At 72.5% G+C, this 13,967-nt stretch carries 14 protein-coding genes; 9 read left to right on the top strand and 5 right to left on the bottom strand.

Going from position 1 to position 13,967, the window contains the following annotated elements:
• Positions 1-99 precede the first annotated feature (99 nt).
• Positions 100-282, bottom strand: coding sequence for a hypothetical protein (locus tag QC283_RS09970; RefSeq protein WP_279561036.1), 183 nt, complete (start codon positions 280-282; stop codon positions 100-102).
• Between the two features lie 203 nt (positions 283-485).
• Between QC283_RS09970 and QC283_RS09975 the strand changes: the two genes are divergently transcribed.
• From QC283_RS09975 to QC283_RS10000, 6 genes are all read left to right on the top strand, one after another.
• Positions 486-788, top strand: a complete 303-nt coding sequence (locus QC283_RS09975) for an urease subunit gamma (protein ID WP_279561037.1) — start codon at positions 486-488, stop codon at positions 786-788.
• A gap of 125 nt (positions 789-913) precedes the next feature.
• Positions 914-1,207: an urease subunit beta gene (gene ureB, locus QC283_RS09980; RefSeq protein ID WP_279561156.1), complete on the top strand. Its 294-nt coding sequence runs from the start codon at positions 914-916 to the stop codon at positions 1,205-1,207.
• Positions 1,200-2,909, top strand: coding sequence for an urease subunit alpha (locus QC283_RS09985; RefSeq protein ID WP_279561038.1), 1,710 nt, complete (start codon positions 1,200-1,202; stop codon positions 2,907-2,909). Before ureB ends, QC283_RS09985 begins: the two co-directional genes overlap by 8 nt.
• A gap of 59 nt (positions 2,910-2,968) precedes the next feature.
• On the top strand, positions 2,969-3,652 hold the full coding sequence (locus QC283_RS09990; RefSeq protein ID WP_279561157.1) for an urease accessory protein UreF: 684 nt from the start codon (positions 2,969-2,971) through the stop codon (positions 3,650-3,652).
• A 163-nt stretch (positions 3,653-3,815) separates the two neighbouring features.
• Positions 3,816-4,412, top strand: coding sequence for an urease accessory protein UreG (gene ureG, locus QC283_RS09995; protein WP_443032582.1), 597 nt, complete (start codon positions 3,816-3,818; stop codon positions 4,410-4,412).
• Positions 4,413-4,422: 10 nt separating this feature from the next.
• Positions 4,423-5,259 (top strand): urease accessory protein UreD, encoded by an 837-nt coding sequence (locus QC283_RS10000; protein WP_279561039.1) that lies wholly within the window; start codon positions 4,423-4,425, stop codon positions 5,257-5,259.
• Positions 5,260-5,288: 29 nt separating this feature from the next.
• On the opposite strand, the gene QC283_RS10005 is transcribed toward QC283_RS10000, so the two are convergent.
• Positions 5,289-6,362: a polyprenyl synthetase family protein gene (locus tag QC283_RS10005; RefSeq protein ID WP_279561040.1), complete on the bottom strand. Its 1,074-nt coding sequence runs from the start codon at positions 6,360-6,362 to the stop codon at positions 5,289-5,291.
• Positions 6,363-6,522: 160 nt separating this feature from the next.
• On the opposite strand from QC283_RS10005, the gene QC283_RS10010 reads away from it, so the two are divergent.
• Positions 6,523-8,514 (top strand): TerD family protein, encoded by a 1,992-nt coding sequence (locus QC283_RS10010; protein ID WP_279561041.1) that lies wholly within the window; start codon positions 6,523-6,525, stop codon positions 8,512-8,514.
• A gap of 25 nt (positions 8,515-8,539) precedes the next feature.
• Here QC283_RS10010 and QC283_RS10015 read toward each other — a convergent pair whose 3' ends face one another.
• The 3 genes from QC283_RS10015 to QC283_RS10025 are packed head-to-tail and all read right to left on the bottom strand — an operon-like array spanning position 8,540 to position 12,209.
• Positions 8,540-9,859: a M20/M25/M40 family metallo-hydrolase gene (locus QC283_RS10015; RefSeq protein ID WP_279561042.1), complete on the bottom strand. Its 1,320-nt coding sequence runs from the start codon at positions 9,857-9,859 to the stop codon at positions 8,540-8,542.
• The gene (locus tag QC283_RS10020; RefSeq protein WP_279561043.1) at positions 9,856-11,253 is read right to left on the bottom strand and encodes a cytosine permease; all 1,398 of its coding nucleotides are present in this window, start codon (positions 11,251-11,253) and stop codon (positions 9,856-9,858) included. The genes QC283_RS10015 and QC283_RS10020 overlap by 4 nt, the downstream gene beginning before the upstream one ends.
• A 2-nt stretch (positions 11,254-11,255) precedes the next feature.
• Positions 11,256-12,209, bottom strand: a complete 954-nt coding sequence (locus tag QC283_RS10025; protein ID WP_279561044.1) for a DUF1177 domain-containing protein — start codon at positions 12,207-12,209, stop codon at positions 11,256-11,258.
• 155 nt (positions 12,210-12,364) lie between these two features.
• Here QC283_RS10025 and QC283_RS10030 point away from each other — a divergent pair, with 155 nt between their 5' ends.
• Positions 12,365-13,198 (top strand): IclR family transcriptional regulator, encoded by an 834-nt coding sequence (locus QC283_RS10030; protein WP_279561045.1) that lies wholly within the window; start codon positions 12,365-12,367, stop codon positions 13,196-13,198.
• A gap of 35 nt (positions 13,199-13,233) precedes the next feature.
• Positions 13,234-13,959 carry a dipeptidase PepE gene (pepE, locus tag QC283_RS10035; RefSeq protein WP_279561046.1) on the top strand — a complete coding sequence of 242 codons (726 nt, stop codon included), beginning with the start codon at positions 13,234-13,236 and terminating at the stop codon, positions 13,957-13,959.
• Positions 13,960-13,967 lie beyond the last annotated feature (8 nt).

Below are 13,967 nucleotides of genomic sequence, written 5' to 3' on the forward strand. Positions count from 1 at the left end.
CCGGTCAGAGCATGACCGGGCAAGCGGGGCGGAAGATCCCGAATACCCCATCGAGCGACATGGGGAACAGGTGTCAGACGGGGTCCGTTTCGGTCGCCCTCAGTCGTCTCCCCCGCTCCCGCGCCGGCCGGAACTCTTCGAAGCACGCGCCAGTTCGCCCGCCGCCAGGGTCACGGCGGACACCGCACGCACCCAGCGCGGACCGCCCCGCGCCGCCCACACGACGCAGACGCATCCTCCGACGACGAGCACGAGGACACCGGACAGGACCAGTACGGCCATTTTCCTCTCCCCTCTCTTTCCTGCTTGCGTTCCCGAGATCCGCCCCCATCCTGTCAGCCGACGGCGGGTCCGAAGCCGGGCGGGCTGGTGCCCCGGCCGGCCCAACATCTCTCCTGCCTCCGCCGGTGTCCGTGCCAGGCTGGCTCCTGACACCGGATACCGGCCGGTCCCTGGCGACCAGCACGGACAGAGCGGAGACAGTGATGCTGCTCAGTCTTCAGGAGCGGGAGCGCCTGATGATCTACACGGCTGCCAAGCTGGCGCAGGAACGCCGGGAGCGCGGTCTCAAGCTCAACCTCCCGGAAGCCACGGCGGTCATCTCGGCGTTCCTCCTCGAAGGGGCCCGCGACGGACGCACCAAGGCCGACCTCCAGGACGCGGGCCGGGGTGTGCTGCGCCGGGACGAGGTGATGGACGGCGTGGCCGACATGCTCGCCCAGGTCCAGGTGGAGGCCACCTTCCTCGACGGCACGAAGCTGATCGCGGTGCAGGGGCCGATCCAGTGAGCGAGCGCCAGCAGCGTCCGGGCAGCGGCAAGTCCCTCGTCCCCGGGTCCGGGAAGGGCGAGTCGACCGGACTGGTACAGCCCGGGGCGGAGTCGGCCGACGAGCCCGGCGCGCCCGGCCAGATCATGTACGGTCCCGGCCCGGTGACCATCAACGCGGGCCGTCCGGTGATCAGCGTCTCGGTCGTCAACACGGCCGACCGTCCGGTCAGCGTCGGCTCGCACTATCACTTCGCCGAGGTCAACCCAGCGCTGAGCTTCGACCGGGAGCATGCCTGGGGGCACCGGCTGAACATCCTGGCAGGCGGCATGCGGCGCTTCGACCCGGGTGCGACCGTCGAGGTCGAACTGGTCCCCCTCGGCGGCCGGCGCATCGTACGCGGGCTGCGCGGCGCATGTGGAGGAGCCCTCGATGGCTGAGATCGACCGGCGTACCTACGTCGCCTCGCTGGGGCCCACCAAGGGTGACCGGATCCGGCTCGCCGACACCGACATCCTCATCGAGGTGGAGGAGGACCGGTGCGTCGGCGGCGACGAGACCGTCTTCGGCGGCGGCAAGTCGGGGCGGGAGTCGCAGGGGCAGTCGCACGCCACCCGGGCCGAGGGCACGCCGGACCTGGTGATCGGCGGCGTCGTCGTGCTGGACCACTGGGGCGTCGTCAAAACCGACGTGGGAATCCGCGACGGGCGGATCGTCGCGCTCGGCAAGTGCGGGAACCCCGACATCATGGACGGTGTCCACCCGGACCTGGTCATCGGACCCTCCACCGAGATGGTCAACGGCAGCGGACTGCTCATGACGGCCGGCACGGTCGACACCCATGTCCACTTCGTCTCCCCCGACATGTCGATCGTCGCCCTGGAGGCCGGCACCACGACCGTCGCCGGCGGTGGCACCGGCCCGACCGACGGCTCCAAGGCGGCCCTGGCGACACCGGGCGGCTGGTGGATGGAACGGATGCTGGAGGGGTTCGAGCCGTGGCCCGTCAACGTGCTCTTCCTCGGCCGGGGCAGCACGGTCAACGAGGAGTCCCTCTGGGAGCAACTGCGTTCCGGGATGGGCGGCTTCAAGGTGCACGAGGACTGGGGCGCCACCCCGGCCGTCATCGACGCCGCGCTGCGCGTCGCCGACGCGGCCGGGGTCCAGGTGGCGATCCACAGCGACACCCTCAACGAGGCCGGATTCGTCGAGGACATGCTGCGCGCGGTCGACGGCCGCACCTTCCACGCCTTCCATACCGAGGGCGCCGGCGGCGGACACGCGCCGGACATCATCCGGATCGCGGGCGAGTCCTGTGTACTGCCGTCCTCGACCACGCCGACCCGTCCCTTCACGGTCAACACCGCCGACGAACAGCTCGACATCTGCCTGATCGCCCATCATCTGAACCCGCAGGTCCCGGCCGAACTCGCCTTCGCCGAGAGCCGGGTACGCGCGTCCACGATGGCGGCGGAGGACATCCTGCAGGACATGGGCGCCATCTCCGCGATGAGCTCCGACGCCCAGGCGATGGGCCGGCTCGGCGAGGTGGTGCGGCGGACCTGGCAGACCGCGCACGTGATGAAGAGACTGCGTGGCTCCCTGCCCGGTGACGGCCGGGCCGACAACCACCGCGCCCGCCGCTACGTCGCCAAGTACACGATCGTCCCCGCGATGATCCACGGCCTCGAACGCGAGGTCGGTTCCGTCGAACCGGGCAAGCTCGCCGACCTCGTCCTGTGGGAACCCGCGCTGTTCGGGGTGCGTCCGACGGCGGTCTACAAGTCGGGCATGGCCGCGATGGCGCTGCTCGGCGACCCCAACGCCGCCGTCCCCACCCCGCAGCCGGTGCTGCCGAGGCTGGGCTACAACGTCCACACCAGGGCCGCCGGGGCGACCAGCGTGGCGTTCGTTGCGCCGGCCGCGATCGAGGACGGCCTGGCCGACCGGCTCGGCCTCGCCCGCAGACTCGTCCCGGTGGAGAACACGCGTCACCGGACCAAGGCCGACCTGCCGGAGAACGACGCGCTGCCGGCCATCGAGGTCGACCCGGACACGTTCACCGTACGCATCGACGGAGAGGTGGTCGACCACGAGCCTGCCACCGAACTGCCGATGAACCACCGTTACTTCCTGTTTTGACCGGGGCTCAGGTCTCGACCGCCGGGGCCGTCGAGACCGCCGGGACCGCCGCCCTGCTGATGCTGGCGGACGGGCGCTTCCCCGCGGGCGGTCACGCCCACTCCGGCGGTCTGGAGGCGGCGGTCGCGGCGGGGCGGGTGTCGGACCCCGACACGCTGGAGGCGTTCCTGCGGGGGCGCGTCGCCACCAGCGGGGCCATGGCCGCCGCCTTCGCCGCGGCGGCCTGCTCGGCGTTCGGCGGCGGTCCGCCGGAAACGGGCGGAGCGGACCGGGAGGCCCGGATCACCGCGCTGGACACCGAGTTGGAGGCGCGCACCCCGGCGCCCGCGCTGCGCGCCACCTCTCGCAAGCTCGGCCGGCAACTGCTGCGCGCCGCCCGGGCGATCGGTTCGCACCCGGGGCTCGACGCACTCGCCACCGTGCTGCCGGGCGGCCCGCACCAACCCGTCGCCCTCGGCGCGGCGGCCCGGGCGCTCGGTCTCACCCCGCACGCGGCGGCGGCCGCCGCGCTGCACGACGCCGCGACCGGCCCGGCCACGGCGGCGGTCCGGCTGCTGGGGCTCGATCCCTTCGCGGTACACGCCGTCCTCGCCCGGCTCGCACCGGACCTGGACCGGCTGGCCGCCGGGGCCGCCGGCCGCGCGGACGCGCCCGCCGGCGAACTGCCCGCGTACGGCGCCCCGCTGCTCGACATCTCCGCCGAACTCCACGCCACCTGGGAGGTGCGTCTCTTTGCGTCCTGACCGACACGAATCCGAAAGCCCTGGCCGGCACGGCCCCGGGGGTCCTGACCGGCACGAACCCGAGCGTCCTGACCGGCACGAACCCGAGGAAAGGCACACACACGGCCGCCCGCCGCGTCCCGGCCCCGCCTCGGGGCGGCTCCCCCGGACCCCGGGGCGGCCGCTGCGGATCGGCCTCGGTGGTCCGGTGGGGTCCGGCAAGACCGCACTGGTGGCGGCGCTGTGCCGGTCGCTGGCCGACGAGCTGCGAGTGGCCGTGGTCACCAACGACATCTACACCACCGAGGACGCCGACTTCCTGCTGCGCAACGGCGTACTGCCCGCCGAGCGCCTCCGGGCGGTCGAGACCGGCTGCTGCCCGCACACCGCCATCCGTGACGACATCTCCGCCAACCTCGAGGCCGTCGAGGACCTGGAGCGCGAGCTGCCGCCACTGGACCTGGTCCTGATCGAGAGCGGCGGTGACAACCTCACCGCCACCTTCAGCCACGGTCTGATCCACCACCAGATCTTCGTGATCGACGTGTCCGGGGGTGACAAGGTGCCCCGCAAGGGCGGGCCCGGGGTGACCGTGTCCGACCTGCTGGTCATCAACAAGACGGACCTCGCCGGCCAGGTGAACGCCGATCTGTCGGTGATGGCCCGCGACGCCAAGGAGAAACGCGGCGACCTTCCCGTACGCTTCCTGTCCCTCGTCGAGGACCCCGCGGCCCGCGAGGTCACCGCATGGGTGCGCGGGCTGCTGGCCGACGGCGGGTGAGGAAGGAGCCATGACCCGGGCAACGGCCCGGCTGGCCACCGAGCTCGCCTGCCACGGACCAGGGCGGGCCCACACCCGTGTCCCGGTGTTGCGATCCGGGTGGCCGCTGATGCTGCGCACCACGGCACCGCTCGCCCGCACTCCGGTCACCGAGTGGGCCTGTCGCACGGCCGACGCCGCCCGCGTCCATCTGGCCGCCGGTGCCGCGGGACCGCTCGGCGGAGACCGGCTGCGCCTCGAGGTCCGGGTGGGGCCCGGCAGTGCCCTCGTGTTCGGCGAGATCGCCTCCACCCTTCTGCTGCCGGGAGCGTACGGCGAGGAGTCCCGCCTGGACGTCCGCGTCCACGTGGGCGCGGGCGCGGCCCTGGCCTGGCTCCCGGAGCTGGTGATCACCACGCACGGCTGCCGGCACGTCAGCGACACCCGGATCGTGCTGGAGACCGGCGCCCGGCTGGTACTGCGGGAGGAGGTGCTGTTCGGCCGGCACGGCGAGCCCTCCGGCCGGTACCGCCAGCGGGTGCGCGTCGAGACCGAGGACGGCCCGCTCTACGACCAGGAACTCGGCGCGGGTCCCGCGGCACCCGGATGGGACGGTCCCGCCGTCACCGCCGGGTGCCGTACGGCCGGCACGCTGCTGCTCGTGGATCCGGGCCTGGCGGCCGACGACGGCGCGCCCACCGCGCTCCGCGGTCCCGACACGGCCCTCATGGAGCTGCCCGGCGGGGCGAGGCTGCTGAGCACGCTGGCTCCCGACACGGCCGGCCTGCGGCGGCGGCTCGACCGGGCCATGGCCCGTCTGCTCACCGGAGCGGAGGAGACCACGGCCTCCCAGCCGGCCGGTGAGTGAGCCGTTCACCCGGTCGGCGGGTGAGCCGTTCACCCGGCCCGCTCGACGCTCCACCGCGGCAGACGCTCGAAGAAGGAGACCGCCTCCTCGCGCCACCTCGGGCGCCAGCCCTCGGCCACCAGGCGGGCCTGCTCGGCGTACTCCCGCATGTCCGCCCGCATCCGGTCGGCCACCCCTCGGCGCTCACCGATCTCGCGGACCGCGGCGACGGTCCGCGGCGTGCAGGAGGGGTTTCCCAGTGCCTCCGCCACGACGGCGCGCTCGGCACCGCTCACGACGGACAGCAGACGCGCGACGGTGTAACTGTGCCTGCCCTCGCGGATGTCGGTGCCCGTCGGCTTGCCCATCGCGGCCTCGTCGCCGAACAGGTCCAGGTAGTCGTCGCGCATCTGGCCGCAGATGCCGACCAGTCGAGCGTAGCGGCGCAACTCCTTGTCGTGGGCGCCCGGTTGTTCGCCCGCGGCCAGGAGTCCGAGGCGCAGCGGGGCGAGGACCGAGTAGCGGGCCGACTTGTGGTCGGCCACGTCGTGCAGGACCTCGTCGTCCGGCACCTCGGTGGCGAAGTCGCGCTCCAGGTCGACGATCTGGCCCACGAACGTGTCGGTCGCGGCCCGGGTCTGCACCTCGACCATGGCCTGACGCACCTCGGCGGGAAGCCCGGCGTCCAGGAGCACGCGCAGCGAGAGGGCGAGCGCGAGGTCGCCCGCTAGTACGGTGAGCCCGAGCGCCGCCCGTGGATGCCGGGGGAACCGCTCCAGGTAGGCGTGGTAGGTGGAGGGTCCGCCCCGGCGGGTGGCACTGTCGTCGATGAGGTCGTCGTGCACCAGGCCGTGGGTCTGCAGCAGTTCGATGCTCAGCGCGGCGGCGTCCAGTCCTTCGACCGGCTCGTCGCTCACCAGGCGCGCGGCCTCGTGGAGCAGCACGACCCGCATCCGCTTGCCGCCGCGCAGGGACAGGTCGCGCAGCAGCTCAAGGCAGTCCGGGGTGAAGCGGCTGAACGACGGCGCCTCCAAGGTCGCGCCCAGCGTGTCGAAGTACTCCGCGAAGAGCGTGTTGAACCGTCGCTCGTACCGGGCGACACGGTCCAGCGGCTGCTCGGTCATGACGAAGTCCTCCTGATGGCGGGGCGGGTGACACGCCAGCAGTGTGTCAGGGGGCGTCCGCCCCACGAGCGGCACGGCCGAGTCTGCGGAAGACGCCGCAAAACGGGATCAGTCGGCGTTCGAGTTGAAGGAACCGAGGACATACCTCCATCATTCCTCCATGTCTCTCACGTCTGCCGCCACCGATCCCTCCGTCCTGCGCGACTACGCCTTCGAATGGGCGCTGGTCGACGTGGAGACCTCCGGTCTGGTACCGCGCCGTGACCGGGTGCTGTCCGTGGCCGTGGTGACGCTGGGCCCGGACGGCGAGCAGACCGGCGAGTTCTCGACACTGCTGGATCCCGGTTGCGACCCGGGGCCGGTGCACGTGCACGGTCTGACGGCCGAGCGGTTGCGCGGAGCGCCGGCCTTCGAGCAGGTGGCCGAACGGATCGGCGCGCTCCTCGAGGGCCGGGTGCTGGTCGCCCACAACGCCCAGTTCGACTACGACTTCCTCGCCCACGAGTTCGCGCGGGCGGGGCTGCGGCTGCCCGTCGCGAGGCGGCTGTGCACGCTGGCCCTGAACCGCCGTGTGGACCCGCCGACCGACGACCTGAGGCTCGGCACGCTCGCCGCGCACTACGGCGTCCCTCAGATGAAGGCGCACGACGCGCTGGACGACACCCGAGTGCTGGCCGGCGTGTTGCGCGCCTCACTGCGGGAGGCGGCGCAGCTGGACCTGTCGTTGCCGCTGGTGGCCTGCCCGCCCCGGCAGGACGCGCGGTTCGCGCCGAAGCCGCCCAAGACGCCGTGCGCCTTCCGCAACCCGGGACGGCTCACCGCGGGCGGGCCGCTGGTGCAGGGCATGAAGGTCGCCGTCACCGGGGAGACGGTGACCGCACGGGCGGATCTGCTGCTGCGGGCCGCCGCCGCGGGGCTGAACATGGTGTCCTCCGTCAGCCGGCACACCAGCGCCCTGGTCACCAATGACCCCGAGGCCGGCTCCGCCAAGGCCCGGCGGGCCCGCACCGAGGGAGTTCCCGTCATCGACGAGGCGGCCTTCCTTCGGCTGCTCGGCGACGTCCGGCCCGGCGTCCCGCACGAGGGAGCGCAGCCGGAGTCCGCCGCCGTCCCCTCCCCCGGCTCGGCCGCGCTGCCGGCCGTCCCGACGCCGCGCGGGCCCGAGGCAGTCGTGGCGGCCGAGGCAGTCATGGCGGCCGAGGCAGTCATGGCGGCCGAGGCAGTCATGGCGGCCGAGGCGGCCGACACGGAGGTCGCCGCCCCCGCCCTCCCCGACTCTGCCGCGCGAACGGAACCGGCCCCGCCGGCCGCCGGCCCGAAGCCCGGCAGGCGCCCCGGGAAACCGCGCGGCCCGCTGAGCGGAAGGCGGGTGCTCGTGCTCGGCGGCACGCACCCGGACGCGGTGGCCGCCCGTACGCGCGTCGTCGAGCTCGGCGGGGCCGCGGCCATCAACCTGTCCGCCGGCGTCACCGACGTGGTCGTCCTCGACGGCGGCGACAGTGATCGCAGGCTGCCGCGCATCTCCGCGCTGCTGCTGCCCGTCCACGACGCCGCGTGGCTGGTCGCGCCGGTCGTGACGGCGACTGAGCGGGCGGACGAGCGGCGTACGGCCGCGCATGTGCTGCCGCGCGGCGGCGTCGTCGATCTGCCGCTCCAGCGGGGGCGGGGACCGGCGCACCGCTGGACGGTCACCGCGTCCTGGGCGCAGCAGACGGCGTGCGAGATCGACGTGGTCGCGTTCGTGCTGGACGAGGACGAGCAGGTCTCCTTCGACGAGGACTTCGTGTTCTACGGAGCCCCGGAGAACCCGGGCGGGACGGTGCGGCTGCTGAGCGACGGTCCGACCGAGCAGACCGTCAGCGTGGACCTCGCCACTCTGCCGCCGTCGGCGCGCAAGGTCGTCATCGCCGCCGCCATCGACGGCTCCCCCGCCTTCGGCGACGTCGGCGCGCTGCACATCGTCTCCGGCCCCGGCAGCAGCGCGGCGGCCCTCGCGCAGGCCACGCTGGACGCGGCCACCACCGAGCGCACCATGCTGCTCGCGGAGATCTACCGGCGTGAGCGGAGCTGGCGGCTGCGGGCCGTCGGCCAGGGCTACGACCACGGTCTCGGCGTCCTCGCCCGAGGCTATGGCGTCGAGGTCGCCGACTGACCGCCGCCGGTCCCCGCGGCGCGTCTCAGCAGTCCTGCCACAGCCGGGTCATCACCCGTACCCCGAAGCGCAGTCCCTCCAGCGGCACCCGTTCGTCGACGCCGTGGAAGAGACGGCCGTAGTCGAGGTCGTGTGGCAGTTGCAGGCCCTTGAAGCCGAAGCAGCGGATGTCCAGCTTGGTGAAGGCCTTCGCGTCCGTGCCACCCGGGTTGCAGTACGGCACCGGGTGGCCGTCGGGGTCCTCGGCGCGCACGGCGGCGCACATGGCGTCGACCAGTGGGCCGTCGAAGGTGGTCTCCATCGCGATGTCGTGGTTGACCCACTGCCGGGAGACCGAGGGCAGCAGTAGGGCGTCGATGGTGTCGATCAGCTCCTGCTCGTGGCCGGGCAGGAAGCGGCCGTCGACGCGGGCCGTGGCCTTCCCCGGAATGACGTTGGTCTGGTAGCCGGCCGAGAACATCGTCGGGTTGGCCGAGTTGCGCAGCACGACCTGCGTGAAGTCGGCCACGTGTCCCAGCTTGGCCAGTTCGGCGTCCAGGTCCTGAGCGTCGAAGTCGATGTCGACGCCCGCCAGGCGGGCGGCCTCGGCGAGCAGGGCGCGCACCGGCTCGATCAGGCGGACCGGGAAGGTGTGCCGGCCGATGCGGGTGAGGGACTCGGCGAGGTCGGTGACGGCGTTCTCGTCGTTGGGTGACGAGCCGTGCCCGGCGCGGCCGGTGGCGGTCAGCTCCATCCAGGCCATGCCGCGCTGGGCGTTCTCGATCGGGTACAGCCTCCGGGTGTCGTCGAGGGCGTAGCTGAAGCCGCCGCCCTCGCCGATCGCCTCGGTGACGCCCGTGAACAGATCGGGCCGGTGCTCGACCAGCCAGTGGGCGCCGTACCTGCCGCCCGCCTCCTCGTCGGCGAGGAAGGCGAGGACGATCTCGCGGGCGGGCCGGGTGCCGGTGCGGGCGAAGTGCCGGGCGGTGGCCAGCATGACGGCCACCGTGTCCTTCATGTCGATGGCGCCGCGGCCCCACAGGTAGCCGTCGCGGATCTCTCCGGAGAACGGCGGCACCTGCCACTCGGCCGGGTCTGCCGGGACGACGTCCAGGTGGCCGTGGACCAGCAGGGCGCCGCGTGACGGGTCGGTGCCCGGGATGCGGGCGACGACGTTGGCGCGGCCCGGGGCGCTCTCCACCAGTTCCGAGGTGATGCCGGCCTCGATGAGGCGGGCCACGACCCAGTCGGCGCAGGCCCGCTCGTCGCTGGTCGGGTTGGAGGTGTCGAAGCGGATCAGTTCCGCGCAGAGGTCGACGACTTCGCGCTGCGCTTCCTCGGAGGCGGGGACAGGGGTGGTGCTCATGGTGCTCCTACGGGTGCCGTGCCGGTGGCGGACGTCGACGGGGCGGCGGCCTGGGTGTCGTCGTCGAGGGTGGTGGTGCCGTACGTCCTGATCCAGCCGGCGAGGCCGAGGACGCAGTAGAGGACGAACGCGGTCAGCAGGGAGTTCAGGGCGGGGATGCCGCCGTCGTAGAACTTGCCGACGCAGAAGGCGAGCGCCCAGATGACCAGGGACATCGGTACCCAGGTCGGTGAGGTGGCGGGCAGGGTCCCGGCCTCGCGGGTGGCGTCCAGGGGTGCGCGCATGCGGCGCACCACCCAGTACTCGGCGACGATGATGCCGCCCACCGGCGGGATGGCGACGCCCAGCACGGACAGGAAGTCGGTGAAGTGGGTCATGATGCCGACGGCGGACAGGACGGTGCCGGCGACGCCGAGGACGATGGTGACCGCGCCGCGGTGCACGCGCTTGCCGAAGACGACCTGGAAGAAGTTGACGACGCCGAGCGAGGAGCCGTACAGGTTCCAGTCGTTGATCTTCGCCGTGGACATCAGGACGACGAGCACGCCGAAGACGCCGGAGGTGGAGAGCACGATCTGGGAGACCTGGCCGCTGCCGACCATGTGGCCGAGCAGGACACCGGTCATGCCGACGATGTACTCGGAGAGGATCATCGACGAGGCGCTCTGCAGGAAGACGTGGCTGCCCTTGCGGTTGTAGCGGGTCATCTCCGGGGAGACGATCGCGCCGGTCATGAATCCGCCGGCGATCGCGGTCGCGGCGACGGCGAGCGGGATGGTCTCGCCGGGCGGCGGGGAGTTGACCAGCTCGGACAGCGAGTGGTCGCTGAGCGCGTCGGTGACCGACCAGGCGACCATCGCGAAGAACAGCGGGGTGACGATCTTGGCGAAGACGGCCATGTACCGGAATCCGAAGATCACCAGGACGGTGATGGCGAAACCGGCGACCATGCACCACAGCCAGGACGGACCGCCGACGAGCGCGGACACGCTGTCGCCGAAGATCGTGTTCTGGACGCCGAACCAGCCGACGAGACTGACGGAGATGACCAGGCTCACCAGGGCCGAGCCGTTGCGGCCGAAGCCGGCCCAGCGGGTGAGCAGCGGGGTCGCCAGGCCTTCGCGCATGCCGGCCAGGCCGATCGCGAAGATCACGACTTCGAGGATCACCGCGCCGAGGGTGAACGCGAGGAACGCGTCGCCGAAGGTCATTCCCACGCCGATGGTGGCGCCGAGGGTGAACTGCGAGATGGAGCCCGACTGCGCGAGCCACTGCAGCAGCATGGTCCAGAAGCCGAGCCGCTTGTCGCGCGGGACGCGGGACAGTGAGTAGTCGTCGCTGCCCACGGCTTTGGTGGCGCCCGCCTCCTGGGCGGTGTTCTTGTGCGCGGCCATGATCACGACTCCCCGGGTTCGCGGCCGAAGGTCTGCAGGTGGGTCAGGGAGCCGTAACGGGACACGAGCGCGTCGAACTCCTGGTCGTCGTGGAAGTCGATGCGTCCGCCGCCGTAGGCCTTCGCGGTCTCGACGGCGAACCGGGCCGCCGCCGCGATGTCGGTCTCGTGGCTCGCGCCCGTCTGGCAGCCGGGCACGGCCGCCGCGGAGGTGATCGCGAGGCCGACGACCGGAGCGGCCGTCGCCGTGGCCGGCTGCAGGATCGAATTGATGTGGTGTACACCGTTACCGTACGGGGTGATGTCCTGGGTGGTCACCGGGTACGTGACCAACGGCTCACCGGTCACCACGGCCAGCAGCTCCCCCAGCTGCTCGCTCACCTTGAGCACCCAGCCCGCCTTGACGGTGGGCGACAGCGCGAGGCCCTTGTGGTTGATGATCCGGTTGCCCTTGGTGGTGTCGACGGAGAGCACGGCCTCCATCTCGCCGGTGACCTCGTGCCGGTTCATGGTCGCGATGTCGACCGGCGAGTCCATGAACGGCACCGGGTCGTGCGGCGCGGTCGGGGCGTCGGGGCAGATGTGCGTGGCGATGACCACGTCGCCTTCGAGTACGTCGCCGCGGCGGCGCATGTCGAGGAGCTTGGCGGCCGTGGCCAGGGCCGCGACCGCGCCGTCGGCGTCGGAGACCAGGCCGGTCATCTCCGGGCGCGCCCCGATGCCGCCGAGGCGGCCCACGACACCGAGCGTGCGCGCCGAGCCGCCGCGCGTGCGGCCGCCTCGGCCCGGTATCCGCACCAGCACGAAGTCCGTGGATCCGCGCTCGCCGGTGACGGTGGTGACCTCGGCGCCGGAGCCCCCGGGACCCGCCACGGAATCGAGGTGGGCGGCGACGCGCTTGCCGTCGACGTCGGGATCGTCCAGCAGATCCACGAGGTCCAGGACGTACTTCAACATGGGCAGTTCTCCTGATCCGCACCTGGGGCGGTGCTGACAAGCAGGTTCCGGATCGACTAACGTTCTCCGCAACTGTTTCCCGTTATCTGCAATTCAGGTCTGAATGGTGAGATGCCCGGGAAGCGGCGACCGACTGACGAGTGAGGGGAGCCGCCGTGGCCGATCGGCCCGTTCAGCCCGGGGACCGGAAGACCCCGGCCGGGGCGCTGCAGACCGTCGACCGCGCCCTGCTGGTGCTGCTGGCGTTCGAGCGCAACCGGCCCGACTGGGGGGTGACGGAGATCGCCGCCGAGTTCGGCTGGGACACCTCGGTCGCCCAGCGTCTGCTGTCCACGCTCGCGGGCCGTGGCTTCCTGGTCTCCGACCCGGCGACCCGCCGCTACCGGATCGGTCCGGCCGCCCTGCGCCTGGGCCGTCTCTGGGAGCGCTCGGGCTCCCTGGAGCTGCTCGCGGAACCGGTCCTGCAGGAGCTTCGGGCGGCGACCGGGGACACGGTGCTCTTCTGCCTGCCCGACAGCTTCCACATGCGCTGTGTCGCGGCCGTCGAGGGCGAGGAGGGTCCGCTGCGCTACTACCCGCTGGTCGGTGAGCTGTATCCGGCGCACGCGGGCGCCACCAGCAAGTCGTTCTACGCCTTCCTGCCCGACGACCAGCGCCACCGGCTCTTCCGCGGGCGCCCCATGGCGCGCTTCACCGAGCGCACGGTCACCGACCCCGACCAGCTGGAGCGCGAGTTCCGCCAGGTGCGTGCGCAGGGCCACGCCTGGACGGTCGGCGAGTACGACGCCGGCATCGGCACGGTCGCGATGCCGGTGTTCCTCGGCTCGGAGCCCTACGGCAGCCTCAGTCTCGGTGCCGCCAAGGACCGCTTCCCGCAGGGGCCCGAGGACCGGCTGGAGGTGCTGCGCCGCGCCGTCCGCTCGCTGGAGCAGCGCCTGACGCATCCGCCGCAGCACCACCGGCGCCCGCGCTCACCCCGTACGACCTGACGTACCGTTCCACCCCCGTCGATGAGGACCGACCCGTGAATCTGCTGCTCCTGTCCAACTCCACCCAGTACGGCCGCGGCTACCTGGAACACGCCCTCGACACCGTGACCGGCTTCCTGCCCGCCGGGGCGCGGCTGGCCTTCGTCCCGTACGCGCTCGCCGACCACGACGCCTACACCGCCAAGGTGCGCGGCGCGCTCGCCGGGGCGGGGATCGACGTGCGGGGCGTCCACGAGGGCGGCGACCCGCTCGCGCGGCTCGGCGAGGCGGACGCCGTGTTCGTCGGCGGCGGCAACTCCTTCCGGCTGCTGAGCGCGCTGTACCGCACCGGGCTGCGAAAGGCGCTGATCAAGGCGGTCGTCGACGGGCTGCCCTACATGGGGGCCAGCGCCGGCACCAACATGGCGGCGCCCTCGCTGCGCACCACCAACGACATGCCGATCGTCGAGCCGCCGTCCTTCGATGCGCTCGGGCTGGTCCCGTTCCAGATCAACCCGCACTACCTCGACCCGGACCCGGCGTCGACGCACAAGGGCGAGACCCGCGAGGAGCGGCTGACGGAGTTCCTCGAGGAGAACGACGTACCCGTGCTCGGCCTGAGGGAGGGCTCCTGGCTGCGGGTCGAGGGCGCCCGCGCCGCGGTCGGGGGCGAGCGGGACGCCCGGCTGTTCCGGCGGGGCACGGCTCCCCGCGAGATCGCCGTGGGCTCGGACGTGTCCGAACTGCTGCGCGTCACGGTCGCGTTCGACACCCGGGCGTAGGCGCGACG

Origin of the sequence: Streptomyces sp. DH41 (assembly GCF_029813785.1) — a bacterium.
GTDB lineage: Bacteria > Actinomycetota > Actinomycetes > Streptomycetales > Streptomycetaceae > Streptomyces.